The 25,697-nt window shown below is 42.5% G+C and carries 28 protein-coding genes; 8 read left to right on the top strand and 20 right to left on the bottom strand.

Features of this window, described 5'->3' with window-relative positions:
- Window positions 1-90: 90 nt before the first annotated feature.
- The 4 genes from VIM89_RS08450 to VIM89_RS08435 form a co-directional block, all read right to left on the bottom strand.
- Window positions 91-807 (bottom strand): 3-keto-disaccharide hydrolase, encoded by a 717-nt coding sequence (locus VIM89_RS08450; protein ID WP_488155714.1) that lies wholly within the window; start codon window positions 805-807, stop codon window positions 91-93.
- Between the two features lie 92 nt (window positions 808-899).
- Window positions 900-3,089: a carbohydrate binding family 9 domain-containing protein gene (locus tag VIM89_RS08445; protein WP_488155713.1), complete on the bottom strand. Its 2,190-nt coding sequence runs from the start codon at window positions 3,087-3,089 to the stop codon at window positions 900-902.
- Window positions 3,090-3,382: 293 nt separating this feature from the next.
- Window positions 3,383-3,610, bottom strand: a complete 228-nt coding sequence (locus tag VIM89_RS08440) for a PspC domain-containing protein (protein WP_488155712.1) — start codon at window positions 3,608-3,610, stop codon at window positions 3,383-3,385.
- Window position 3,611: 1 nt separating this feature from the next.
- The gene (locus tag VIM89_RS08435; protein ID WP_488155711.1) at window positions 3,612-4,898 is read right to left on the bottom strand and encodes a DUF2851 family protein; all 1,287 of its coding nucleotides are present in this window, start codon (window positions 4,896-4,898) and stop codon (window positions 3,612-3,614) included.
- A 187-nt stretch (window positions 4,899-5,085) separates the two neighbouring features.
- Between VIM89_RS08435 and VIM89_RS08430 the strand changes: the two genes are divergently transcribed.
- Window positions 5,086-6,369 carry an MFS transporter gene (locus VIM89_RS08430; protein WP_488155710.1) on the top strand — a complete coding sequence of 428 codons (1,284 nt, stop codon included), beginning with the start codon at window positions 5,086-5,088 and terminating at the stop codon, window positions 6,367-6,369.
- A gap of 257 nt (window positions 6,370-6,626) precedes the next feature.
- On the opposite strand, the gene VIM89_RS08425 is transcribed toward VIM89_RS08430, so the two are convergent.
- The 7 genes from VIM89_RS08425 to VIM89_RS08395 form a co-directional block, all read right to left on the bottom strand.
- Complete coding sequence (locus tag VIM89_RS08425; RefSeq protein ID WP_488155709.1) at window positions 6,627-7,316, bottom strand: DUF1345 domain-containing protein; 690 nt, start codon at window positions 7,314-7,316, stop codon at window positions 6,627-6,629.
- A 38-nt stretch (window positions 7,317-7,354) separates the two neighbouring features.
- Window positions 7,355-7,552 (bottom strand): YwbE family protein, encoded by a 198-nt coding sequence (locus VIM89_RS08420; RefSeq protein ID WP_488155708.1) that lies wholly within the window; start codon window positions 7,550-7,552, stop codon window positions 7,355-7,357.
- A 40-nt stretch (window positions 7,553-7,592) separates the two neighbouring features.
- Window positions 7,593-8,927: an argininosuccinate lyase gene (argH, locus tag VIM89_RS08415; protein WP_488155707.1), complete on the bottom strand. Its 1,335-nt coding sequence runs from the start codon at window positions 8,925-8,927 to the stop codon at window positions 7,593-7,595.
- A 67-nt stretch (window positions 8,928-8,994) separates the two neighbouring features.
- Window positions 8,995-9,348 carry a four helix bundle protein gene (locus VIM89_RS08410; protein WP_488155706.1) on the bottom strand — a complete coding sequence of 118 codons (354 nt, stop codon included), beginning with the start codon at window positions 9,346-9,348 and terminating at the stop codon, window positions 8,995-8,997.
- 51 nt (window positions 9,349-9,399) lie between these two features.
- Window positions 9,400-9,918 carry a GNAT family N-acetyltransferase gene (locus VIM89_RS08405; protein ID WP_488155705.1) on the bottom strand — a complete coding sequence of 173 codons (519 nt, stop codon included), beginning with the start codon at window positions 9,916-9,918 and terminating at the stop codon, window positions 9,400-9,402.
- Window positions 9,915-10,673, bottom strand: coding sequence for a GNAT family N-acetyltransferase (locus VIM89_RS08400; protein WP_488155704.1), 759 nt, complete (start codon window positions 10,671-10,673; stop codon window positions 9,915-9,917). The genes VIM89_RS08405 and VIM89_RS08400 overlap by 4 nt, the downstream gene beginning before the upstream one ends.
- 35 nt (window positions 10,674-10,708) lie before the next feature.
- On the bottom strand, window positions 10,709-11,773 hold the full coding sequence (locus VIM89_RS08395) for a M20 family metallo-hydrolase (protein WP_488155703.1): 1,065 nt from the start codon (window positions 11,771-11,773) through the stop codon (window positions 10,709-10,711).
- Between the two features lie 131 nt (window positions 11,774-11,904).
- Between VIM89_RS08395 and VIM89_RS08390 the strand changes: the two genes are divergently transcribed.
- Both VIM89_RS08390 and VIM89_RS08385 read left to right on the top strand, forming a co-directional pair.
- Window positions 11,905-12,570: a basic secretory protein-like protein gene (locus VIM89_RS08390; RefSeq protein ID WP_488155702.1), complete on the top strand. Its 666-nt coding sequence runs from the start codon at window positions 11,905-11,907 to the stop codon at window positions 12,568-12,570.
- Window positions 12,571-12,668: 98 nt separating this feature from the next.
- Entirely contained in the window at window positions 12,669-14,288 is a 1,620-nt protein-coding gene (locus tag VIM89_RS08385) for an amidase (RefSeq protein ID WP_488155701.1), read from the top strand.
- A 123-nt stretch (window positions 14,289-14,411) separates the two neighbouring features.
- On the opposite strand, the gene VIM89_RS08380 is transcribed toward VIM89_RS08385, so the two are convergent.
- Entirely contained in the window at window positions 14,412-14,624 is a 213-nt protein-coding gene (locus tag VIM89_RS08380; protein WP_488155700.1) for a hypothetical protein, read from the bottom strand.
- 82 nt (window positions 14,625-14,706) lie between these two features.
- A complete protein-coding gene (locus VIM89_RS08375; RefSeq protein WP_488155699.1) occupies window positions 14,707-15,651 on the bottom strand; it encodes a bifunctional helix-turn-helix transcriptional regulator/GNAT family N-acetyltransferase in 945 nt (314 codons plus the stop codon).
- A gap of 121 nt (window positions 15,652-15,772) precedes the next feature.
- Between VIM89_RS08375 and VIM89_RS08370 the strand changes: the two genes are divergently transcribed.
- The 3 genes from VIM89_RS08370 to VIM89_RS08360 all read left to right on the top strand — a co-directional run bounded on the left by VIM89_RS08370 (window position 15,773) and on the right by VIM89_RS08360 (window position 18,686).
- Window positions 15,773-16,690: a DUF72 domain-containing protein gene (locus VIM89_RS08370; RefSeq protein WP_488155698.1), complete on the top strand. Its 918-nt coding sequence runs from the start codon at window positions 15,773-15,775 to the stop codon at window positions 16,688-16,690.
- A 177-nt stretch (window positions 16,691-16,867) separates the two neighbouring features.
- Window positions 16,868-17,755: a class A beta-lactamase, subclass A2 gene (gene bla / locus VIM89_RS08365; RefSeq protein WP_488155697.1), complete on the top strand. Its 888-nt coding sequence runs from the start codon at window positions 16,868-16,870 to the stop codon at window positions 17,753-17,755.
- Window positions 17,756-17,858: 103 nt separating this feature from the next.
- A complete protein-coding gene (locus VIM89_RS08360; protein ID WP_488155696.1) occupies window positions 17,859-18,686 on the top strand; it encodes an MBL fold metallo-hydrolase in 828 nt (275 codons plus the stop codon).
- Between the two features lie 61 nt (window positions 18,687-18,747).
- On the opposite strand, the gene VIM89_RS08355 is transcribed toward VIM89_RS08360, so the two are convergent.
- The 4 genes from VIM89_RS08355 to VIM89_RS08340 form a co-directional block, all read right to left on the bottom strand.
- A complete protein-coding gene (locus tag VIM89_RS08355) occupies window positions 18,748-19,446 on the bottom strand; it encodes a class I SAM-dependent methyltransferase (protein WP_488155695.1) in 699 nt (232 codons plus the stop codon).
- Between the two features lie 130 nt (window positions 19,447-19,576).
- The gene (locus tag VIM89_RS08350; RefSeq protein WP_488155694.1) at window positions 19,577-20,005 is read right to left on the bottom strand and encodes a DoxX family membrane protein; all 429 of its coding nucleotides are present in this window, start codon (window positions 20,003-20,005) and stop codon (window positions 19,577-19,579) included.
- A gap of 7 nt (window positions 20,006-20,012) precedes the next feature.
- Window positions 20,013-21,272, bottom strand: coding sequence for an alkaline phosphatase family protein (locus VIM89_RS08345; RefSeq protein WP_488155693.1), 1,260 nt, complete (start codon window positions 21,270-21,272; stop codon window positions 20,013-20,015).
- A gap of 63 nt (window positions 21,273-21,335) precedes the next feature.
- Window positions 21,336-22,091 (bottom strand): SGNH/GDSL hydrolase family protein, encoded by a 756-nt coding sequence (locus VIM89_RS08340; RefSeq protein ID WP_488155692.1) that lies wholly within the window; start codon window positions 22,089-22,091, stop codon window positions 21,336-21,338.
- A gap of 296 nt (window positions 22,092-22,387) precedes the next feature.
- Between VIM89_RS08340 and VIM89_RS08335 the strand changes: the two genes are divergently transcribed.
- Together VIM89_RS08335 and VIM89_RS08330 are read left to right on the top strand one after the other, a co-directional pair.
- Complete coding sequence (locus VIM89_RS08335; protein WP_488155691.1) at window positions 22,388-22,876, top strand: hypothetical protein; 489 nt, start codon at window positions 22,388-22,390, stop codon at window positions 22,874-22,876.
- A gap of 38 nt (window positions 22,877-22,914) precedes the next feature.
- Complete coding sequence (locus tag VIM89_RS08330) at window positions 22,915-23,583, top strand: hypothetical protein (protein ID WP_488155690.1); 669 nt, start codon at window positions 22,915-22,917, stop codon at window positions 23,581-23,583.
- Between the two features lies 1 nt (window position 23,584).
- Here the strand turns inward: VIM89_RS08330 and VIM89_RS08325 are convergent, their stop codons facing one another.
- The 3 genes from VIM89_RS08325 to VIM89_RS08315 form a co-directional block, all read right to left on the bottom strand.
- Window positions 23,585-24,346 (bottom strand): MBL fold metallo-hydrolase, encoded by a 762-nt coding sequence (locus VIM89_RS08325; RefSeq protein ID WP_488155689.1) that lies wholly within the window; start codon window positions 24,344-24,346, stop codon window positions 23,585-23,587.
- Window positions 24,346-24,618 (bottom strand): hypothetical protein, encoded by a 273-nt coding sequence (locus VIM89_RS08320; protein ID WP_488155688.1) that lies wholly within the window; start codon window positions 24,616-24,618, stop codon window positions 24,346-24,348. Before VIM89_RS08320 ends, VIM89_RS08325 begins: the two co-directional genes overlap by 1 nt.
- 107 nt (window positions 24,619-24,725) lie before the next feature.
- A complete protein-coding gene (locus VIM89_RS08315) occupies window positions 24,726-25,547 on the bottom strand; it encodes an SDR family NAD(P)-dependent oxidoreductase (protein ID WP_488155687.1) in 822 nt (273 codons plus the stop codon).
- Window positions 25,548-25,697: the final 150 nt, after the last annotated feature.

The following is a 25,697-nucleotide window of genomic DNA, read 5'->3' as shown; positions in this document are numbered from 1 at the left end:
AATCTTGTACATCATGCACGGCGTATAAGTTTTCTCCGCGCTCCACTGCTCAAACCCTACCTGGCTTGTCGAAATGACATGTTTTTTTATTTACAACTCTCTAATAAATATATTCTTATAGTAAGCTTTATCGCCATGATCCTGCAAGGCGATCTCACCGGTTTTGGCTTTGCCGTAGTCAGGATAATCTTTCCATTTGCCTTCGGTGCGTTTCTTGTTCCAGTCGTCGCTCCACGCTTCAAACTCTACGATCTTTTTGCCGTTCAGCCAGTGCTCTACATGGCCCTTTCTGAAAACGATTCTGCTTGAGTTCCATTCGCCTACAGGTTTCAAAACTTTTTGATCATTGGCGGGATGCATTGCGTAATCGGCACCGGCCTGTTGCCAGGTTTCCAAATGCTCCGGGAATGTTACATCATCAATGATCTGATACTCGGGCCCCGTTTCGTATGAGCCATGCCATTTCGGGCCTTCCTGCACATGATACAAAACGCCGCTGTTGCTGCCCTTATCTACTTTCCAGTCCCACTTCAATTCAAAATCGGTGTATTTCTTGTCGGTTACAATATCACCACCGGATGCGTCTTTTGCTGTGCCGAGGCATACCAGCGCACCGTCTTCCACCTCCCAGCTTTTAACCGGGCCACTTTTGTTGTAATTATGCCAGCCCTTAAGACTTTTGCCATCAAAAATGCTGATCCAGCCGGTGGCTTTGCTTACGATAGGTTTGTTGTGTTTGGGAAGGGTGAAAGCTAATGAGGCTGCACCGATCAGGAATAGTACAGGTAGTTTGAATTGGGTCTTCATTTTGCGTTTTTTTAGGTTATAGCAGAAAAGACAGTTTTTTTAAAACTATCAGGGTAAATTTAAAATATTCGGGATAAATAGTCTCCCTTTTATTAAATATTTAGCCAATACGTCCACTTAATTACCAGCTGCCTGTTTTTAGGGGTATAAGGCGTTGGTATCGAATTCTCTCCATACACAATAAACAGGTCGGATGCCGGCTTGTACCGCCACTGGAACCTGGTATTGATATTCATGTTCCGCTGCTGATCGTCATACTGCACATAAGTGGTAAAATAGATGGTATTGGTAAATGTAATATCCACCTTTGGACCGATCAATGCAAACCTTGTATCGCCATAAGGAGCAGGCAGACGCAAGTCGGTGTAATTCCCGTTGATAGCGATGTTCACATAAGGCTGAATGCGGTAACCGATAGTACCGTTAAAGCTCAGGCGGTGACCATTATCATAGTATCCACCAAAAATAGTTTCCAACTGGTAAGTAAACACACTTTGTGGCTTGGATACTATTAAAATATCCAGCGAATTATATCGATGCTGTGTACCGATAGCCAGGCTATCCTTCCCTGTATTGGTTGGATCGAAAGGCTGCTGCAATTTCACATAATCGTTGATGCCCGAAATAGTGATAGTACTTCGATCGCGTAAGGTAGTGATGAATGAAAGCACACTTTCGTTATCCGTCCGGTTAAAGCTTTCATTGAAGAAATAATTTGAATTAGCCTGGATGCCGTAGCTCAATACCGGTGTCTTCTTCGGGAAGAAGTTGTGCAAAATCAGCGGATTTAATTTGATATAACCGACACGGGGCACATAGCCAACAGCTGCATTGTAATTCTTTCCGACGTATTCTTCCTGCATATACAATGTCCAGTATTTGCTTAGGTACTGAAAGTGGTCGGCCAGCACCAGGTCATGGCCATTCTCACCGGGTGTGAATGATTTTAATGCAAGTAATTTACCCGTCCACATGTTACTTGTTGAGGCAAGATTGAACTCGGCACCGATGTTCCGGTTATAATTGTTTGGACCGATAACACTGCCGTTTGGTGCTTGTGTTACTTCCTTGTTCACAAACATAAACCCGATGTTGGAACGATCGAGCACACGGCGCTGCATGGTAATAATGCCATAGTTTCCGGCATCCAGATCATTTGATTCAGAAGTTCCCGTCTGAATGTCCATTACACCAATGCGCCAATCTTTATCCAGTTTGCCGGTTAGTCTTGCACCAAAATCGATGGGTTGGTTCAACCCGATTCGCCTGGAAAAAAATGGGCGAATATCGGTGTAGCCGAAGTTGGCAAACAGGTCGCCATTTTCAAGGAAGAACTGCCTTTTCTCTGGAAAGAAAAGCTCATAACGGCTCAGATTGATCACCTGCTGATCGACGTCTACCTGCGAGAAATCCGGGTTGACGGTCATGTCAAGATTCAGGGATGGAGTTAAGGCCACCTTGGCATCGCCGCCAAATTCTTTTTTGAAAGCCGCTGAGGTATTCGCCTGGTAATCTTTGGTAACACCCGCTAATGCATATGGAATGATGGATACGTTGCTGCTCGAGGTGGGCGGCTCTTCGTCCCAAACCAAAACGCCTGTGTAGGCAAGAGAGGCAGTGGGAAATTGGCGTGGTATTGGTGTCCAGGACGATTTTTCAGTACTTTTCAGGTCATTACGACTGAAGTTAATGCCCCATTCTTTAATGCCTTTTTTGTAACGGATACTCTTGAAAGGAATAGCAGCCTCGAATATCCATTTGTCAGGATAGTTTTTTACTACCGATGTCCATTTATTATCCCAGTTCAAATCGACGCTGCCACCTTGGTACATACTGCCGTCCCATTGCCCGCCTGCGGCGTTTGCCCCGAAGGTAAAGCCATCCGTACGGGCATCAAATGGGTCGATAAAGAAAATGAAGTTGTCATTCTTCACAAAGCTGAAGTCACGCTTCATCGACTCCACCATGTACGGCCCGTGAACAGGCGTATAGCAAATAGCCAGGATATACAGGTTTTTGTCATCATAAGCCATCTTCACCGTTGTAGGTATTTTAGCCAGGCTTGTGTCCATAGGCAATACCATGTGAAAATTAGTTGCTGAGTCAGCGCGTTGCCAGGCAGGATCATCGGCAACCCCGTCAATAACGATATCAGACGTAGCGCGGCGGATGTGATATTTATAAGAAGCGTTTTTTTTCTGTGCGAAAGCACCGATAGTCAGCAGGCAGCTGAATAATAGAAGGGGTATTTTAAAACGGGCAGAGTTGTAAAAGCCTTTCAAAAGTACGTGTTATAAAGGTTGAAAAAATGGAATAATTGGGGCCTTTAAGATAAGAGCAAAAATCGTTTTTTTAAAAAGAAAGTGTATTTGATACAATTTATTTACAAAGTGGACACGATTAAATGGATTTATGAGATTTCCAGGATTATCGAATCGCATATAAATCATAATAATCCTTGAATCAAGAAAATCATGGTTCAGACAAATGCGCCAGGGATAGAAGTGGATACAGGCCTGTGGCTAATGCTTGTGTAGTATGAACGGATAGCCCGCCCGGGCGCCCTGATCAGAATTTACGGCAGCAGATCCGTTACCTTAGAATGCTTCCTCTTAAAATACCTCCGGAAATCGAGTACGATACCGGCAAAGAAGTACATTATTAATGGGAAGCCTACGGCAAGGAATGACGAGTAAATAAAAAACAGGCGTATTTTATTGATAGAAATGTTGAAGCGCTCGCCTATGTAGGTACAAACGCCGAAAGAGTATCGTTCAAAAAAAGTGATTATCCTTTGCAACATATCAAACCATTCTAAGTATTTTATTTCCAACGCCGCATTGCAGGCATTTCTTATGATCGCAATAATTATTTTTCAATTCCAATAGCGCCTGCGAATCAAAAGCGGTGTTAACCTTTATACCAACAGAATCAAAATTAGTTACGATTTTGTTTTGCTCGGAAGGCAATTTTTCCAACAATTTCAGACTTCTGTTGATAAAGTACTCCTGCTGCGTGTGTTTGCCATAACTAAACAGGAACAACACAAAGGTATTCAATAATAAAATATCAATGGAAGATTGTCCCAGACTTTTTCCTATCGGCTTCGACTCAGTATCAAAACGGTAATGGGTCTCCCAGTAAGGATTAACTTCCAAACTGGTGAATAGTTTTCGCAATGAGTCAATATCCTTAATGTCCAGCACTTTCGAGAACAGGTGATTTGATTTGACGATCAATGCTGCAAATTGCGCCAAGCGTATGGTCGGGAAGTTTTGTGGCCGCAAACGCATAAACTTCCACAAGTGTTTCTCGATGGGCCTCAGGCTGTATTTCTTTTGCAGGAAGGTGTATTCTTCTTTTAGTTTTTGCGGATACTCATCCTTAAAATCATCCTCCAAAAACCCAGCCTGACCGAAGATCAAAGCTTCTATTTGCAGTGGGTTATTTTTATGCTTTCCTAATGTAAGCTGTGGTAACGATTTAGCCATTAGCTCAAAAGGCACAGCATTAGTTTTGAAACCAAATTGTGCTGCCAGAAATTGGTAAAACGTTTCTTCCCAATCGCCTTTGTTAACTTCGAGGGCTTTCATTACAGCAACTGAACGTTTTTCCAGTCGCTCAACCAACACACGGGTGAGCCAATTGCGTAGGGTAATATCATCTACATGGCGGATGCTGCCCTCGCAGGGAATGATCTGCTGGTTGCCATAAATGAGATGGCGATAACGGTTATATAATTCAGGTGATATGCGGTTGTGCAATTCCAGTGTCGGCAGTTGTCGACCATCGGGCAGAGTGATCGGCTCATCATCGCGATAAACCACATGCAGTATTACATTAGCATAGGCTTTATCGTGGGTATGGTGATGTTTATGCCAATCGGACGAGTTGATGTGGATCTCTACATTCCCGGCCCAGGTGGTATCGCCAATGCGGATACGGGCATTATGAAAGTCAGGACCTGAATCTTTATTAGGCAGCCCGGCAGAAAATACTTCGATGCCTTCGCCTGTGGTAGTTTGCAGGTTGTCGCGGTCAAACAGGCGGAATTTCCAGATGTAAGTGATAAAGTCTTCGGTAAAAAACATTGAGACAAGATAGGGAAGATTCGTCTAAAATCAATTGGTTTTACAAAGGATTAATTTACTTTTATGAGCGAATAAAAAGAGGGGTGTCACACTGAGCTTAGTCGAAGTGCGACGCGTAGAGGCCTTTTGCCCATCATGCTTCGAGAGCCTCAGCATGACACCCGACTAAAAATATCGAGAAGCCCCAATGCCACAATCCGATCAAATCCAACTTCATCGCATCAAATCCATCATTGGGGGCTCGCTGGGCAACCTGGTGGAATGGTACGATTGGTATATCTACTCATTTTTCTCCCTGTATTTTGCAGCGACTTTCTTTCCGAAAGGAAACCAAACCGTGCAATTGCTAAGCACGGCAGCCATATTCGCCATCGGCTTTTTAATGCGCCCTATAGGTGGCTGGCTGATGGGAACATATGCCGACAGGAAAGGGCGTAAAGCAGCACTGACATTTTCTGTATTACTGATGAGTATTGGCTCACTGATTATCGCCGTTGTGCCGGGTTATAAGCAGATCGGCATAGCAGCGCCTATCATTTTATTGCTATCGCGAATAATACAAGGCCTGAGCGTAGGAGGTGAATACGGCACCAGCGCCACCTACCTGAGCGAAATGGCCACCAAAAAGCACAGAGGGTTTTATTCCAGCTTTCAGTACGTGACGCTCATTATGGGACAATTGATAGCCTCAGGTTTCGTGGTGTTACTGCAGAAAGTATTTTTAACTGAAAAAGAAATACATGAATGGGGCTGGCGCATTCCTTTTGTATTCGGGGCAATATTGGCTGTTACGGTAATGTATTTGCGCCGCAGTTTACAGGAATCGGCATCATTTAAAGAAGAGGATAAAAAGAATGAAAGAGGAACTATAAAAGCTTTATTAAAGCATCCTAAAGCAGTATTAACTGTGATTGGATTAACTATTGGTGGAACAGTGGCCTTTTATACTTTCACCACCTATATGCAAAAGTTTCTGGTGGATACGGCAAAGTTTAGCAACGCTGATGCCGCTTTGATATCAACCTTCAGCCTGGTTGTATTTATGCTGCTGCAACCGTTGTTTGGTTTGTTATCGGATAAGATTGGCCGCAAACCTTTATTGATCGGTTTCGGTATTGCAGGAGCATTAGCAACAGTACCTATCATGACGACTTTAGGAAGCACTAAAGAAGTTTGGCCCGCATTTCTATTAGTGATGTGCACCCTGATAATCACCAGCGGATACACCTCTATCAACGCAGTGGTTAAAGCTGAACTTTTTCCGGCGCAAATACGGGCATTAGGTGTAGGTTTCCCATATGCCATAGCGGTTTCGTTATTTGGCGGAACGGCAGAGACCTTGGCCCTCAGCTTTAAGCAGGATCATCACGCTGATTATTTCTACTGGTATGTGACGGGTTGCATCCTGATCTCGCTGATCGTTTACGTAGCGATGGGCGATACAAGAAAATATTCTAAAATAGAGAATTGAACATCAGGCTTGCCCACGTTGTCATAAGGTGGTATGCATAGGAAATGGATTCTTAATGATCTGTAGGGTCTACAGCTTTGTAGAAAAAATTAATAAAAAGCATTTTGCCTTGTAGAGGCTACCCTTCATCGACAATGCAAATGTAACGTGTGCTTTGCTTACGGTGGATTGCCCTTACAGGGCAAAAAATATTGCTTTTTGGGAATGCTACAAAGCGGTAGACCCTATGGGTCAAACCATCTCATGATGAAATGTGATTACTGCGCTACCATTCCCGATATCACATTGATACTTAAGGCAAGAATTGCGGTATTGTAACCAAAGGATAGGAGGCCATGCATCGTAGCCAACCGCCGTATGCTTTTTGATGTGATAACAACGTCCGACACCTGAAAGGTCATACCCAACACAAAGGAGAAGTAGACAAAATCAAGATAATCAGGTTCTTCATTTCCCGGGAATTCCAAACCACCGCCTTTTCTTGGTGTGCCGTCATCTTTGGTTAGGTCGTAATACAGGTGGGCGTAACGAAGCGTAAAAATGGTGTGCAAAAGCCACCACGAGATGATTACCCCTGTGATAGCCAGCAAAATATGCGAACCAACATCGGCGCTATGCCCTTTTGACGATTTTAATAGAAAGATAATGGCGCCAAAACTGGCTATAGATGCTCCTATGATCAGCAGGAATAAAAACGTGCGACTGGAGTCCTGCAATTTGGCAATTTTGCGCACCTCGAGCGGATGAGATGAAAGGATGGTAACCCAATCCAGCAGGATAACAACAGCGCAGAATATGATCCATGCAAAAAGGATAACGGAAGGCAAGCCGTGTGAACCACGGAAGATGAAAAAGCCAATTACGGCCGCTGCCAGTGCAATAAGCAGACGATAATGGGCATCCAGCCGAAATAAGACGAGTTTGGTGTGGGGTATTTTTTTAGCCATTTTCGGGGTTTAAGAAGGACTAAATTACTATTTCCCGGCTATTCTTCAATAATTTCGATAACACGGCCAATTTGTCCGTCTTCCAACCGAACTTTTATGCCACGCGAATGATAGGCCGAACTGGTCAGAAGATCTTTTACAATTCCCCGTGTTCTCTTTCCGCTGCGCTGATCTTTTTTCAGGATAATATCAACCTCTAGTCCGGGATAAATATCGCTTCTGTTTTGGCCGTTCATGTTATTGCGATTGCACCGATTTTGAAATAGATTACACCGATTATGCAACAAGGTTGTCAATAGCCTTCTGCACTTTATCAAAATTGAAATTTGCCAGTAACTTATCCATTGATGCAGTGATCTCGGTATTGTTTAAATTACCGATACTTCCCTCATGGGTATGGTTTACTTTTTTATCAGGATTGAAATTGCCTTGCTCAATAGCCAAACCAACTTGTTTATACGCATCACGGAACGGCGTACCGTCCAATACCATACGGTTAACTTCTTCTACGCTGAACAGGTATGCATATTTTGGATCGTTCAGAATATCAGTTTTTACTTCGATGTGCTGCAGCATAAACGTAGCCATGTGCAGACAATTCTTCAGATCAGCAAATGCAGGGAAAAGTAGTTCTTTTAGCAACTGCAGTTCACGGTGATAGCCAGATGGTAGGTTCGTAGTCATCATAGCCACATCATTTGGCAATGCCTGTAAACGGTTGCATTTGCCGCGCATGATTTCCCATACATCCGGGTTCTTTTTATGCGGCATGATGCTGCTGCCGGTGGTCAATGTATCAGGATAACTTACAAAAGAAAAATTCTGGTTCAGGTATAGCGCCTGGTCCATCGCCATTTTTGCCAGTGTAGCAGCAATGTTGGCAATAGCTTGAGCTATGATGCGCTCGGTTTTACCACGACCCATTTGGGCATAAACTACGTTGTAGTTCAGGTTGTCGAAACCAAGTAATTCGGTAGTCATGGTACGGTTCAGAGGGAATGATGAGCCATAACCCGCAGCCGAACCTAATGGGTTTTTATTAGTAATGCGATAAGCTGCTAAAACAGTTTCCAGATCATCAGCCAAACTTTCGGCATAAGCACCAAACCAAAGCCCGAAAGATGATGGCATGGCAACCTGCAAATGCGTATAGCCTGGTAGCAAGACATCCTTATGCTTTTCGCTTAGATCAATAAGCAGTTTGAATAAAGTATGCATTTCTTCCACCACTTCCTGCAATTGGCTGCGAAAGAAGAGCTTCAAATCCACCAGCACCTGGTCATTACGCGAGCGGCCGCTATGGATTTTTTTACCGGCATCGCCGATACGTTGGGTAAGCAATAATTCAACCTGCGAATGTACATCTTCCACACCCTCGCCAATGTTGAAATTACCGCCTTGAATGTCTTTGTAAATAGCTTTTAGTTCTTTCTGAACAAGGGCCAGATCAGCCTCATCCATCAATCCGATGCTTTGCAGCATTCGGGTATGAGCAAGTGATCCCAGTACGTCAAAAGCGGCCATTTGCTCATCAAATTCCCGGTCGCGGCCAACGGTGAAGTTTTCTACCAGTTCATTAACATTGGTGGTTTTTTGCCAGAGCTTACTCATTTTGATTTACGATTTACGATTTACGATTTTAGATTTGCTGCTTTTTGAGCCTACTTAAAACATAAATCTATTTGTTCGCACGCAGTGTGTTGATTGCTGCGACAATTATAGAAAGAAGTTCGTTTCCTTCCTTGTAAATTGGAGTGATTTTTTCTTTTATTTCGGAATTTAATTCAGTAAGCAATTCCATAAAGAATAAAGTCTCATCCAATTCTTCCTCCACAATCTTTAATTTATTGATGAAATCTGCTTTTGATTTAGCACGACAAGCAGCCCGGTAATTTGCTCCTGTTGAACTTGCGCTTCGATTCAGTTGATCCGCATAATTGCGATTTACGATGTTGTTTGGAAGAGTTAAGACTAATTTTGCGTTTGCAATCGCGTATTTTTTTGTCCTTAAAAGCATTTCCTCTTTTTTCATACTATTCGTTGATAAAGTTTAGGTAGCTAAAATAAATCGTAATTCGTAACTCTAAAATCGTAAATCGCGAAGTTCATAGATCAAATATCCACCCTCCACAAGCCCCGTCTGCTCAAACCCGCATTTGTACAACGCATTCACTGATCTTAGATTATCTGCCCTTGTTTCGGCGACAATAGTTTTCAATTGCATAGTTTCAAATCCAAAGCGGATCACTTCCATTAAAGCTTCACGCATAATGCCTTGACCAAAGTACTCTGGCAGCATTTCATACCCGATTTCGGCTTTATCTTTTTCTTTAACAATATGCCAATAAACCACAGTGCCGATTAGTTGAGGCTCATTTTTCAGGGTAATGGCCCACATTATTGCGTTCTGTTTTTCATGATTTTTTAGAATATTATTAATAAACTTCAAACTATCATCAACCGATTTGGTAGGCTCGCGATCGAGAAACTGATTCACTCTGGGGTCGGTACGAATCTTGAAAATCTGTTCGGCATCACCGGCTTTTAGTTCGCGAAGAAGCAGGCGGTCGGTAAATAAATTGGTGAAAGGCGGGAAGATCATAAATATTCGGATTTGACGTCACCAACAAGCATATTACCGGCAATCTTTAGTCCGCCCTTCATTAAAGTAGCTTTCGATGCTTTATTAGTGATGTTGCATCGGGCCGCGGGTACGCGTCCGGCATCAAAACAGGCTTTTCGCAATTCCTGTATCGTCAGGCTTCCATAGCCTTTTTTGCGCTGATCTTCCCGCACTTCCATATACAAATCAGCAAACGGGACATTATAATGCAGTAGAAATCCCCCTGTAGCCACTATCTCGCCATCAACTTCTATCACATAATCGCCGTCAGGTTCACTTTTATGGTCGAATGATTGATCGCCAATTTCTTTCTTTCGGAAAGTAGCCCCGGGAATGGTAAGAAATGAAAACTGATCATCTTCAAAAAGTATCACCTCCGAAGAGATATGATCTGCAAATTCATACATCATCGTGGATAATAACAGATCGTTGCTTTGGCATTCAATGTTTTTTACACCCGATACTTTGATCAATTCCGCAAAAGCGGCAGAGGCGTTTCTCCGCTCTTTGAGCAGGATATAGAATTCAAAAATAGCATCTCTTAACGACAGATCGTCTAAGCCTTTTACAGAGCCATATCCTACAATGGCATCGTCTATAGTGATGAGGTAAGAGTCGGTCCAACCGCGTTCGTGGCAGGCATTGTAGCGAACCTGCATGTTGTTTTCATACAGGTAGAGCTTTCTTAATTCAAGAATATCGTCAAGGTCGACCTTGCTAATCTTTAGTTCCATAGATTGCTATGAGCCTTAAAGATAGCAATTTTGGCTTACAGAATACTTTCGAGCATTTTGATATACAGGTCGATCCCTTCCCTGATCTCATCAACATAAATAAACTCATCAGCAGTATGTGACCGCGCAGAGTCGCCCGGACCTACTTTCAGTGATGGAATATCCAGTAAAGACTGATCAGACGTAGTAGGGGAACCATAAGTAGTTCTGCCCAAAGCAATACCAGCCTGAACAATAGGATGATCTTTGTCGATTTTGGATGGTTTAAGACGGATCGATCTCGGCGTTACATCACTGCTTACGTGTTGACGGATGATCTCTAATACCTCTTCGTTGCGGTAAGCATCGGTTACCCGAACATCCACGGTGTAAGTGCAGCTTGCGGGTACCACGTTATGTTGAGAACCGGCATTGATGATAGTTACAGACATTTTAACCGGTCCAAACTCTTCGGATTCTTTAGGAAAACGGAAAGTACGGAACCATTCAATATCTTTTATTGCTTTGTAAATAGCGTTTTCGCCTTCTTCGCGTGCAGCGTGACCGGCTTTGCCATGAGCAACACAGTCCAATACCATCAAACCACGTTCGGCAACAGCTAATTGCATCAATGTAGGTTCGCCTACAATGCCAAAGTCAAGATGACCGAGTTCAGGAATGATTAATTCAAGTCCGTTAACACCGGATATTTCTTCCTCGGCAGTTGTCGCGAGGCAGAAGTTATATTTCATGCCTTCTTTATCGTGGAAATAAAGGAACACATGGATCAGAGACACCAAACAACCACCGGCATCATTACTGCCAAGGCCATAAAGTTTGCCGTCCTCAATTTTAGCATCAAACGGATCGCGGGTATAGCCGGAGTTGGGCTTTACCGTATCATGATGCGAATTGAGCAGAATAGTCGGTTTTGAGGCATCAAAATGTTTGTTCCACGCCCAGATGTTGTTCATTTTCCGGTGCGTTTGAATCCCTTTGTCTTTCAGATATTTTTCGATCACATCAGCGGTCAGGTTTTCTTCACGGCTGAATGATGGTATAGCGATAAGCTGTTGCAGCAATTGTACAGCCTGGGTATGCAGTTCGTTTATTTGCGTCATAGATACTGGGAAAAATCCCGCAGCAAAAGTAAGGCTTTTTCATTAAGTCAGAGTATAGCGCCGACTGTCGATAGCAATTTTACAATCTGATTTGAACGGAGAATTTATATTTGCCGCAAATTATTTTCAATATGCGTTACTGTTTTTTCGCTCTACTGGTTTGTTTGGCAACTTTGACTGTTTCGGCACAGCAAACCCAGGTTATTAAAAAGAAAGGTTACACCCTTACATTTACCAATTATGATGCCACTTTGGATACTGCCGAGCAGCAACGGTTAATCAATACATTTTTTACGGCTTACCCCGAACTGGCAAAAACCTATAACCGCAAAACTTTAAAAGAAGTGAAAATGGTGATAGACACCACTTATAAAGGCGTTGCCGAAACTGACAATGGAAAGGTAACCATCAGCTCAGCCTGGCTGCATAAACGCCCAGAGGATATTGATGTAGTGACCCATGAAGTAATGCACATCGTTCAGGACTACGGCGAAAGCGTTGGCCCCGGATGGCTGACCGAAGGTATTGCCGATTACGCCCGTTACAAATTTGGTATAAATAATTCTGCAGCCAAGTGGGAACTGCCTGATTTTAAATCAACGCAGAATTATGATAATGCTTATCGCATAACTGCGCGTTTCCTGGTTTGGATAGAAGAAAAAGTAAAACCGGGATTAGTAAAAGACCTGAACAGTCAACTCCGCAAACATACTTATACTGATGATAGCTGGAAGAAAGCGACCGGTAAAACTGTAGATGAGTTGTGGAAGGAGTATGCAACAAATCCGGCGATATAAACTTCTTTTGATTACTGATCACTGATTAACCGGTCACTGATCCCCCTTGCTTCTTTCTTCAAAAATCCGTTACTTGTAGCTGCTTATCTACACTTATCATGCATAGGAGAAATTTCTTAAAAACAACTTCGGTAGCGGGGGTAACCGCACTGGTGGCAGGTGCCTGCAATACGGTGTCAACCGATAAAAAAGAAGTCCAAAAGGACGAGACCTTTCACGATGATTTTGAGTTGAACGAGGTCACCATTGATACCCTTCAGCAAAAAATGCAGAACAAGGAGCATACTTCACGTTCTATCACAGAGCTTTATCTGAAACGTATTGATGCGATTGATAAAGCAGGGCCAAAGTTGAATGCGGTAATTGAGGTGAATCCGGATGCTTTGAGCATTGCTGACGCTATGGACAAAGAGCGCGTCAACGGTAAAGTTCGCGGACCTTTACACGGTATCCCTGTGCTGGTAAAAGATAATATCGATACCGGCGATAAGATGATGACCACCGCCGGGGCAATGGCATTAGAAGGTAATATTGCCAAAGAAGATGCTTTTATCATCAAAAAATTACGTGAAGCTGGCGCAGTACTTTTAGGTAAAACCAACCTGAGCGAATGGGCCAACTTTCGGTCGACGCACTCAACCAGCGCATGGAGCAGCAGGGGAGGGCAAACCAAATGCCCTTATGTCCTTGACAGGAATCCAAGCGGATCAAGTGCTGGCTCAGGGTCAGCAGCATCGGCTAATTTATGTGCCATTGCTATTGGAACAGAGACTGATGGTTCCATTGTTTCACCATCATCAGTAAACGGATTAGTCGGTATAAAACCAACCGTAGGTTTATGGAGTCGGTCAGGCATCATCCCAATTTCTAAAACACAGGACACAGCCGGACCGATGGCAAGGACTGTAAAAGATGCAGTTATATTGCTCGGTGCCTTAGCCGGGGAAGATTCTCAGGATAGCTATACTGCTATGAGCAAAGGGAAAATTCAGCCTGATTACACCAAATTCCTGGACGCTAATGCTTTGCATGGTAAACGGATCGGCGTAGAAAAGGATGGGCTAAAGGTAAATCCTGCAATGGATAAGATATTTCAGGAAGCGATAGATCTTCTAAAAAGCAAAGGCGCGACAATTGTTGAAGTGGAAGTATACAAAGCTATAAAACCCGCCGGGCACGATCAGTTTACGGTTTTGCTTTATGAGTTTAAAGATGGGGTTAATAATTACCTGAAAAATTCAAACGCAAAAGTTAAAAACCTGGCTGATGTGATCGAGTTCAACAAGAAGAATGAGGCTAAAGCAATGCCTTACTTTAAGCAGGAAACCCTGGAACTGGCAGATAAAAAAGGCAACCTGAATACAAAAGAATACCTCGATGCAGTAAAAAATACCACCACAACTACCCGCACTGCTATCGATAAAATTTTGAAAGACAATAAACTGGATGCAATTGCAGCGCCAACCAATGGTTTTGCCTGCTGTATCGACCTGGTTAACGGCGATTATGATAATGGCTTCGGGTTCTCTGGTCCGGCTGCGATGGCTGGGTTCCCGCACATAACGGTACCGATGGGTTATTGGAATGATTTGCCTTTAGGCTTATCCTTTATCAGTACCGCTTACGATGAAGCGGGAATTATCAAATTAGGTTATGCCTTTGAGCAGGCAACGAAAAAGCGGGTACCGCCGAAGTTTAAAAAGGATATTCTGTCATGATTTGTACAGGCGCAATACATTGCGCCTGTATCAATATAAAATCATTCTCTCTTTTGTGGTTAGTGATAAAATAACAAATGCTCCAATGTGTTGTACATTGGAGCATTTTGTAATAAGTGGGTCCTATTTACTTTTCTTTTTCTTATTGTCTTTATACCTCATATCAGCGGTGCCGTCTTTCTTGACATGTTTAGGTTGCTTGTTTTCTTTGTAACGTTTGTCGGCGGTGCCGTCTTTCTTTGCATGTTTGGGTTGCTGTTGGGGTAATGCATAAGTTGATGTAATGATACCGAAACTCATTGCGGTAACCATTACCATTGCTAAGAATTTTTTCATAATTATGGGTTTTGACTTTTACTAATCTAATTAATCCCCGCAACCTTTCCTAATTATTTACATGTAATTTTGAATGCGCACGCTATAACTTCAATTCCATCTGAATATTCGCCCTCTCATAGGGTGATGGTGGTCCGGTAATCTTTTCAAAACCTAATTTTCTATATAGGCTGATTGCTGGTTTTAGCTTGGTATTGCTTTCCAGAAATACAGTATCAGCGCCCAGTTCTCTTGCCTTATCAATACAAGCCTGTCCCAATAAAGTACCTATGCTTTTTCCCTGCGCTTTTGGTGATACTGCCATTTTTGCCAGCTCGAATTTTTTATCGGGCATTTTTATCAATGCACAGGCGCCAACAGGTTCGCCTTCATATAAAGCAATACAGATGTAGCCGCCATTATCAAGAATATATTCTTCAGGATGATCAAGCGCTTTATGATCTGATTCTTCCATCTTGAAATATTGGGTTATCCATTCCTCATTCAGATCTTTAAAAGCTTTTCGGTACTCCGATTTGTAATCAACAATCTGCACATTGCCGCTTTCGCGCTTTTTCTTTTCCTCTTCCACACGACGCAGCAGGCTTTTTTGTTCGAGCAGATATTCCCATTCTTCAATGGCTTTCCACAGATCGTACTGGCTTTCGCTGAACATCCTGTCGATGGCAGACGAAACATCATCGTGTTGTTTCTCCAGTTTCATAGCGGCGCTCCTTCCTTTTTCTGTTAATGATACAAAGTTTTTGCGCTGGTCGTTCTTATTCCGGCGTTCAGTTACAAAACCCTTTTTTACCATTTCACGAACGATCTGACTCACTGAGGCATGTGTCTGACCGATCTCGTTAGCTATGGCCGTGATGGAGTTTTCCTCGCTTTCCGTCAGGATATAAAATACAGGCCACCAGCGCGGCTGTATGTCTACTCCATATATCTCATATAATCTGGCGGCATCAGTGGTAATCATATCACTCAATCCTCTTAGCCTTGAACCGATTCCCTTCTTTCCAACCCTGTTATAAAAATCCATTTTATTATTTACGTAAGTACTTACGCAAGTTTAAATATTTATTGAATTCATTCAAAATTTATCTGAAAATAAATTGCTAATTACTTTAGTCTGTACTAACTTGCCTCAAAAAACTCAACCTATGGAATTTGGACGCGTTGAAACCCACGAACTTCATTCAATCGATTTTACCTTACCGCCAGACCCGCAGCTAACCATAAAAACCTTAAAAGCCGCCAAAGGCAAAGGTGACCTGCAGGTACATGTTGGCTGCGCCAAATGGGGGCGTAAAGAATGGCTCGGGAAGATATATCCGCCCAAAACCAAAGACGCTAATTTCCTGGACGAGTATGTCAAGCATTTTGATTGCATTGAACTGAATGCAACCTTTTACCAGGTTTATGGTCCCGAGACAATTGGCAAATGGCGCGAAAAGGCGGCTATCAATCCCAATTTTAAATTCTGCCCAAAGTTTTCACAACCGATCACACACCTTCGCCGCCTGAAAAATGTGGAAGAGCTAACCACACAATATTACAAAGGGATCATGGCTTTTGGCGATCAGCTTGGTCCGCTGTTTTTGCAGGTAGGGGATAATTACACACCTAAAAGCTTTCCTGATATGAAGGCATACCTGCAGCATCTGCCAACGGATGTGCAGGTTTTTGTCGAAGTTCGTCATAAGGATTGGTTTGCTGTAAAGGAAAATCGCGATAACCTGTTCAATATGCTCCATGAACTGAACATTGGCGCTGTAATTACCGACGCTGCCGGTCGACGGGATTGCGTGCATATGGAGTTACCTACACCGCATGCTTTTATCCGCTTTGTTGGAAACAGCCTGGACAAAACCGATTATAAACGAGTTGACGATTGGGTGGCGCGTATAAAAGATTGGAAAGAACAGGGCCTGCAATCGGTATGGTTTTTTATGCACCAGCATGATGAACGGTATTCGCCTGAGCTATGCGATTATGTGGTGGAGGAATTAAATAAAGCACTCGGATTAAATTTATTGCGGCCTCAGTTTATTGAGAAAGAGAAGGGACTGTTTGAATAGAATACGATTATAGGATTTTAAAGATTTAATTGATTTTTTGTAGACGCGATGCATCGCGTCTTTCGTTTTTATGGTCATCATTCAATCAAAAATTGATGAAATAAGTATGATCAGAAGCTCTAAGGTAATTTTTGTGTTAAGTTAAAATTCATACCAAATAATTGCGTTATTAGCGTTATGAAAAAGCTTTATTTACCCCTGTTTCTATTCGCAATTTTATTATTTCCCCGGTTTACAAAGGCGCAGGATTCATTAAAAAATCAGATTATCCAAATCGCTAAACAATCCAAAGGGATAGTTGGCGTATCCATATTAGGTATCGAAACCCGAGACACGCTGAACTACAATGGCAATTCACGCCTGGTAATGCAGAGTGTCATGAAGTTCCCGATAGCTATGACTGTGCTGAACCTCGTGGATAAAGGCAAATACAAACTAGACCAGAAAATGAAAGTGGGTAAGGGAGATATGTTCACCAATACCTGGAGCCCTTTGCGTGATAAATATCCCGATGGAACAGAAATTACTTTAGGCGAGCTACTAAGCTACATGGTTTCGCAAAGCGACAATAATGCCTGCGATTTCTTTTTGAAGAAACTGGGAGGCACGCAAACAGTTATGGATTATCTTCAGGGTTTGGGTATAAAAGGAATTAATATTGTTGCTTCGGAGACCGATATGCGCAAAGCCTGGGAAGTACAATACACCGATTGGTGTAAACCAGCAGAGGTTGTCCACTTGCTCGATCTGCTTTATTCCGGTAAAGTACTTTCAAAAAGCAGCAATGATTTCCTGCTTAAGATAATGACGGAAACAACTACCGGCCCGAAACGCCTGAAAGGATTATTGCCGACTGATGCTATTGTAGCTCACAAAACGGGAAGCTCTGGAACAAATGATGATGGTTTGACTCCTGCCTCAAATGATGTCGGTATCATCACCCTGCCAAATGGCAAACACCTGGCAATAGCGGTTTTTGTATGTAACTCCAAAGCTGATGAAGCTGCCCGCGATTTGGTTATTGCACAGATCGCTAAGGCGTCGTGGGATTTTTATGGTCATTAGTTGCTAGTCATTAGTCACTGGTCATTAGTCCATGTTGAATAATTTTCCGGGTTTATTAGTTTGATTTGACATGATATCTTGTCGGAGATAATAGATTTGTTTTATGAATATCGATATAAGACCTATTGTTCCAAATAAGGAATTCAAAAATATCTGCAATACCTGCGGTACCCGCTATGCTGAAGAATCGCCTAAAGTATGCCCGGTATGCGATGATTATCGTCAATATGTCCCTGCAAGCGGACAAAAGTGGACGAGCTACTTAGAGTTAAGTCAAACCCATACTATTCGTTTTGGAAACCCGCTACCTGGTGTGTATAATTTAAGTGTTAGCCCGGGTTTTGGTATTGCCCAGAGAGCGCATCTGATACTTTCTCCGGGAGGGAATATTTTATGGGACTGCCTGCCATTTTTCGATGAGGCTACTGTTGCTTTTATCAAATCAAAAGGCGGATTAAAGGCTATCGCCATTTCGCATCCCCATTATTATGGACTGATGGCAGCCTGGGCCGAAACTTTTGACTGTCCGATCTATCTGCATAAAGCGGATAGTCAATGGGTAATGGATGAAACGGATCGAATTGTATTTTTTGAAGAAGAAAGAAAAGCTTTATGGGATGGCATTGAGATCATACATACGGGTGGTCATTTTGATGGCAGTACCATTTTATATGCTCCGAATATTGGAGATAAGGGTAGTGTTTTCGTAGGTGATACTTTGCAGATAGCGTTAAGCCGCAAGTTTATCAGCATCATGTATAGTTACCCCAATCACATTCCTTTGCCACTAAAAGAACTCAATCGCATTAATGATATTGTGATGCAATTAAACTTTGACAGCATGTATGGCGCTTTCGAGTGGCAGAATGTTGAATCGGGTGCGAAGGAATTATTTGAGAAATCTATCAGGAAATATAATGGTGAATGGTGAGTAGTCAATAGCTAATATCTTGTCTATAATTAAACATTCACTACTCACCATTCACCACTCACTAAATCACTGCCGTTTCCACATTCTCATCCTTAAATCCGCCGAAAACAGCGAAGTTCATGTTCTTGTAAATGCAGTCTGCTTCATTAAATCCAGCTTTCTCGAGCATTTTCAATTGCGTTTCAAGCGGGGCGAGTTTGTCCAGTTTGGTGCGTTCAAAGGCTTGTATTAAGGCTTCGCGATCTAAACCTGAGTTTGATACGGTCTCGCGCCAGTAGTATTTATACAGGCTGTCAAACAGCATATTCTTCCCGGCAACCTGGTCGGCGTTGATAAAGAGACCGCCATCATTCAGAGCTTGGTAAATGTTTTTGTAAAGCTTTGATTTATCAGCATCCTCCAAATGATGAATAGCTAATCCTGAAATGATCAGATCATATTTTCCAGGCAAAGCATCTTTTGAGAAATCGAGCTCGATATATTCAAAATTTTCTTCGCCTTCAAAGCGTTCACGAGCTACGTTCAGCATTTGGCCTGACAGGTCAACCAGTGTAAAATGCAGACTGGGGTTAAGGTCATAAATAAACTGGGAAAACAAACCGGTACCAGCGCCAATGTCGAGCACGCGTTTGGCGTGAGTGAGGCTTTTTACCAATGGCAGGCATGCCGAATAAAAGTCGTTAAAGCAGGGGATAAGGTATTTCCTTTGCGAATCGTACTTTTTTGAAACATTGCTGAATTGTTCTTTTACGTCGTTCATAGCCTCATCATTTAATAGGTGATTTTTTTAGGTTTAAGGTAATAAAGGGTTAAACAGCGCTTTTGTTTGTAACAACAAGGCTGTTATAAATTTAACTTTTTAGAACGGGAAATAAAAGACTTTACACTTATTAAAGTACGTGTTGTTTGGCGTTAGGTATCCGGCCCATCAATCTATCGAACGAATAGCGATTGTAAAACGCATAGTAATAAAGCATTACAAAATACAGGCTATAAAGCATCTGGGATAACACATTGTCCCATTGTTCTATCAGGCATGATCCAAAGATCAGTGCCAGCATGGTGATCACCCCAACAACACATGCAAAACGGGTAAACAGGCCCAATATTAATAATATCCCTAAGCCCAGCTCAACAAATGGTAGTGTCATGCTAAATGGGCCTACCAGCTTTACTGGCAAAATTGATTTGCTAAATTGGCTGATCAGGTGATCGCTAAAAACTTGCAATTTGGGTATCCTGTCGAGGCCGTGCCCAAGCAAACTCACAGCTATGGGCAGGCGTGCCATTAAATAGGTGCGCCCGGGGTTTTTCTTCATTGTTCGGTTACTTTTTCAGAACCACATTGGCTAAGTGCTTGGTTCCGTCCACCTTAAAGGTATACTTTAATCCTAAAATCTCCGCCACTAAAGGGAAAATATCTACATTAGGAAACGAACCGATCTGCGTATTTGTTTTAAATGCCGGTCCCCAGGCATAAAATGTGGCATGCATATCCTTTACTACATCAGGGTCAAAACCATGCCATCCCGGGTCTAACTTGTAATTATGGATATTGAAAACCTTTGGAAAATCTGATATCAGGATAATATCACCAATACGTCCATAGCGGTCATCAGACTTTGAATAATGATAATGACGTGGGATATTCACTCTTAAATAAACCTGATAATCTTTTGCTTCTTTTTTCAGCTGTTCATAGGTTTTCTGAATGTCGTCTGGATTTTTAGCATACAGGTCGATCATCAAGCCATGATCGCCGATGATATATTTTGAGGTATCAATAGCTGCAGGTAGCTTTAAAGTATTGACAATATCAGGAGTGGTCATGCCATGGTCTGACACAAAGATATAGTTTACCTTAAGCCTGGTTTTATCCACTGCTTTGGTCAGCTCATAAACTGCAGAATCGACAAAATGAACCGCCTGCTCAACTTCCGGCGAGTTCGGCCCATGTTTATGAGCTTCATGATCCACCTGCGGGAAATAGAAAGTGATCAGGTGCGGACGTTTTTCTGCCGGTAGTTTCAGCCAGTCGACTACCGTGGCAATACGTTTATCAATCGGCGTTACCTGGTTATATTTATAATAATAAGTAGGATAAGTGTTTTTTATATCAGCTTCCGATCCTACCCAGAAATAACTGGCGGTTACCATTTTCTGCTGCTCGGCAAGTACCCACAGCGGTGTGCCGCCATACCAGATACCTTCGCTTGCAGTTTTACCTTTATAGCTATAAAAGCGTTTTAAACTACGATCATAAAAGCTATTATCAACCAATCCGTGATGCGAAGGATATAAACCTGTTACGATGGTATAATGATTCGGAAAGGTAACTGAAGGAAAACTCGGAACCATTGATTCGGCCTTTACGCCGCCATTGGCCAAAGCCAGCAGGTGCTCGGCTTTATACTTTTCAGCATAATCATACCTAAAGCCGTCTGCCGAGATGAGGATCACGTAGGGTTTATCCTGCTGTTCCGTACTATTGCTGCGGTCGGCGACTATTTGTTGCGCCGTGTCCACCTGGGCTAATACGGTTAATGAACAAAAAGCAAAAAGTAAAAAGCTGAGAATACGTTTCATCGGGGTAAATTATTTGCAATAATTACACTCTAAAGTTACCGTAACAATAGCTTAATGTAAAACTTAATGCCTGCGCTTTAAAGCTTCGGCAATTGCTTTGTCGGCTAATGGTTCCATTATTTTATAACCTGCCAGATTTGGGTGTACACCGTCGCCTGACAGGGTTGATGGTAAACCTTTCTGATCGTCAACCATAGCCGAATAATAATCCAGGTAAACAATATGGTTGGCATCAGCATAATCTTTAAGCATTTTATTGATGGCGATCACTTTTTCGGTAGGGTCAATAGCTGGTCTCCATGGAAAATGGTTGGCCGGAAGTATGGACGATATCACCACCTTAATGTGTTCTGCCCTTGCCAGTTCCGCCATCGAAACAATATTGCCAAAAGTCTCTTCCGGTTTTATCGGACCGGTATTTTGCGCAATGTCATTAATGCCTGCCAAAATAACTACAAGAGCAGGTTTCAGGTTGATGACGTCCTCGCGGAAACGTACCAACATTTGCGGTGTAGTTTGTCCGCTGATCCCACGGTTGATACGGGGGCTGTTAAAATAGCTCGAATCATTAACTTTCCAGAACTCGGTTATCGAATTCCCCATAAATACTATCCGGTTTTCGCCCGGTGCTGGTGGCGGCAGTTTGCTGTTCTCATCCTGGTATTTTCTGATGTTGGGCCAGTCGTGATGATAGCTGTATTCAGGATCCTGCCATTTTTGAGCATCATCGGGTGTCATATTGGTAGTGGTGGTTTGTTGTGCCTGCGCAGCAAATACAGTAAATATCAGCGCAGCGGCGGTAACTAGTTTTTTATTCATGACAGATAGAAGCATAAGATGCAATAATAACTCTTTTGAGATTTAACGACCGACTTTTTTGTAACAAGTTTGTGCAGGAATTAAACCATTTATTTTGTATTTTGTCTGATGGGTGAGTTTCCTGTTATGCTAAGTATATGACATAAGAGCGTTGTCAGTCTGAGCTTGTCGAAGACTATGCGGGTGGGCCTTTACGCACCGCACTTCGACAGGCTCAGCGTGACACCCAACACCAAACATATTCTGGACGCACTTGTATACAGGAAATTATTGTTTAATCTGAAATACTTATTGTTATGGCCTTACCCCACCAAAAACAATCCCTCCAACGCCTGAATAAACCTTTGGGTTTACTGGCCTTGCTTGCTCTGATGACTTTGCAATCTTGCAAACACGAAAAAAAGATATACAAAAGTGAATGTGACATTGGCAAAGATTTCAAAACGATCAGCTTTAAACAGCTGATGGACAGTTTGGACGATTACGATCAGCAATACATAGAAATTTCCGGGAAATATAAAGAGGATAAGGGTGTATCGGCCCTGGTATGCGACAGCCTTTTTGCCGATGCTTCAGACGGCAATGCATTATGGGTTGATTTCAGCCAGGACTGCCCGCTTTACTTATCCGGCACCCACCAGGGATTGTTTGAATACAATGATGGCGGATTTACCCAGATAAATGACAAGAAAATAACTCTTAGAGGTATAATCGTCTTACGCAATAAAGGGAAAAAGGACCCATATAAAGCTACGATAAAGCGGGTGAGCCTTGTTAAACTTTGATTGGAAGTTTTGAATAAAGATTTTCTTATATTTATGTTATGAAAACCTTATTCGTTGCTGTATTAGCATTTCTAATTGTTTGTTTGTGCAATGTTAAGTCCGAAGCACAACTGCCCAAAAATTACCAGTCAGGTTGTTATTATGATACTTCGGGTGTGAAACATACCGGTTTAATTGACTTCAACGTGTCGTATGGCAATTTCTATGACAAGATTAATTTTAAGACTTCCGATTCTGCAAAAAATCAAAAAATCCCTGTTGCCGCGGTGAAGTCAGTCCTGATTGATTCCAATCCCGATACCATCCATGTTTATACCGAATGGGACACAGCTACGTATGCAAGAACCCAATATTTCGGACAGTTTTGCGTATCTACACCCAGTACACGGATTTACTCCAGGGTCCATTTGAAATATAAAGCTAATGGATATGACGTTTCTTCTATGAGCGGATCAGGACGAATTTCCTGGACACACGAGGGCGGATATGGGAGTACCGCATCTGCGGATATACAATACCTGTATGAAATTGATGGCAGTTTAACTCTCCCGCTATACCGGTCTAACTATAAAGAGGTTTTAACCAAAGCATTTGCTGATGACCCTGAGCTGGTCGCAAAAATTAAAAATAAGACCTTAAAGTTTCCGGATCTGAAGCAAATAATTGAAGAGTATCAAAGCCATAAAACGCAGGCCAAAAGTAAATAGATCATACTTCTAAGACCAGGCCGTCATAAGCAAGGGTGATGTTTTTTGGAAGCAGACCCAATATAGATTCATGCCTGCCCAGGCGGTGGCTGATGTGCGTAAAGTAAGTCCTTTCAGCTCCGATCTCTTTGGCAAAGGCAATGGCTTCTACAAAAGTAAAATGCGAAATGTGCTTTTCTATCTGCAGCGCATTAATCACCAGGGTTTTGGTACCTTTTATTTTTTGCTTTTCGTGATCAGAGATTGTTTTGGCATCAGTGATGTAAGTGAAATCGCCTATGCGGAAACCTAGTATCGGCAACTTGTAGTGCATCACCTCGATGGGAATAAATTTCACATCGTGCACTAAAAAAGGTTTCAGGTTGATAGTGTGCAGGTTGATCTCCGGTATGCCCGGATATTTCATTTCGTGAAAAATATAGGAAAATTCTCTCCTCAAAGCCTCTTGCACGCGCTCAGTAGCGTACACATCAATGGCTGCTTCCTGACGGTAATTAAACGCACGGATATCGTCCATGCCGGCAATATGGTCCTTATGCTCATGAGTAAACACAATGGCATCCAGATGCTTTACCTTGGCTCGCAGCATCTGGTAACGAAAATCAGGACCCGAGTCGATCACGATCACTTTACCTTCAGTTTCAATAAGGATAGACGAGCGGAGGCGTTTATCACGCGGATCGGGCGAGGTGCATACCTCGCAGTTACAGGCTATAACAGGTACACCCTGTGAAGTTCCGGTTCCTAAAAAAGTAATGGTCATCACAGTTGCAGCCTGGTTTGTTTTATTTGTTGTAATAATGCGGTTTGCTTGTCATCCAGCAGGTTGTAATCGATGTCGAGCTCGCGCAGCAACTCGGTTAACGCATGGATCTTGCTTTCAAGGTTCGAGAATTTGTTTACCACCACAACCCTGCTGCTGAGCAGCATACAGGCACCGGTTTTAAAATTCCCTTTCTCATACCGTACCTTATACCCGGCCGATTTAAGCAGCAATTCCAGTTTTTCAAGGGTATGGGTAGTAAGCGTTAGCATCAGTCCCAAAAATAACAAGAATAGATGTGAGATGTGAGATTTGAGACGTGAGATTTTAAATTTTTACAAAGAATTTATTTGCGGCTTTAAGATTTAGGGTTTAGAATTTAGAGCTTGGAATCTCGATCAGCCGCTTTTATCAGCGATTTTTCATACACCTTGCCCATCTTTCCCATGATGAATCGTTTCGGTAAAAATTTCAGGAAAAAGTTACCTACACGGTTTATTACGCCGGGTACGTAAACCAGCTTACGATTACGAAAAGCATCGATGCCTTCTTTAGCAGCTTGTTTTACCGGCATCAACCAGCCTTGCAAGTCGTGGAAATTGTCGCCTGCCGTCATTTCAGTCACGATACCGCCTGGAGCATAGACAGACAGCGAAAAACCTGGATTTTTAAGCTCATTATCTAATGCTGTGGCAAAGCTTAAAATAAATGACTTGGTGCCCGAATACGCTGCCTGGAAAGGCACCGGAAACAAGGCCGCCATGCTCGAAACGATCAATAAGCCTCCTTCTTTGCCTGTCGATTCAAAATGGGATACCAGCCTGTTCGTAAAGCGAACGACACTCACTACATTGGTTTGTAACATGGTTTGAAACTGTTCCCAAGTCAATTCAGAATGCTTGCCGAAGTAAGTAACTCCTGCATTTAAAATAGCGGCGTATAATTGTCCGTCAGCTAATAATTGGTCTATCGCATGATCAACATCGTGCAGGTTTGACAGATCTGCAATTATGATCTTTACGCTTACTTTGGCATCCTTTTCTAATTCTACTTTCAACTGTTCGAGCTTCTCTTTTCTCCTCGCCAGTAAAATCAAATTGGCACCGTGCTGAAAAGCCAGTTGCCGTGCCATTTCTTCGCCTAAACCTGACGACGCACCTGTAACCAGCACCCACTTGTTTTTAAATTGCAGTTTACTCATGATATGGGGTAAAGCTAAATATTTTCATCAGAATCAGAATTTCCTGAATTAATGAATTTGCAGAATGAATTCTCTAAATTCGTCAAGACCGATTTATAAACTGTTAATTCTGATAATTCTAAAATTCTGTAAATCCTGATTCAGACAATC

Source organism: Mucilaginibacter sp., assembly GCF_036568825.1.
Lineage (GTDB): Bacteria > Bacteroidota > Bacteroidia > Sphingobacteriales > Sphingobacteriaceae > Mucilaginibacter.
The sequence above is the reverse complement of the archived record's forward strand: the minus strand, read 5'-3'. Positions and strand labels throughout refer to the sequence as shown.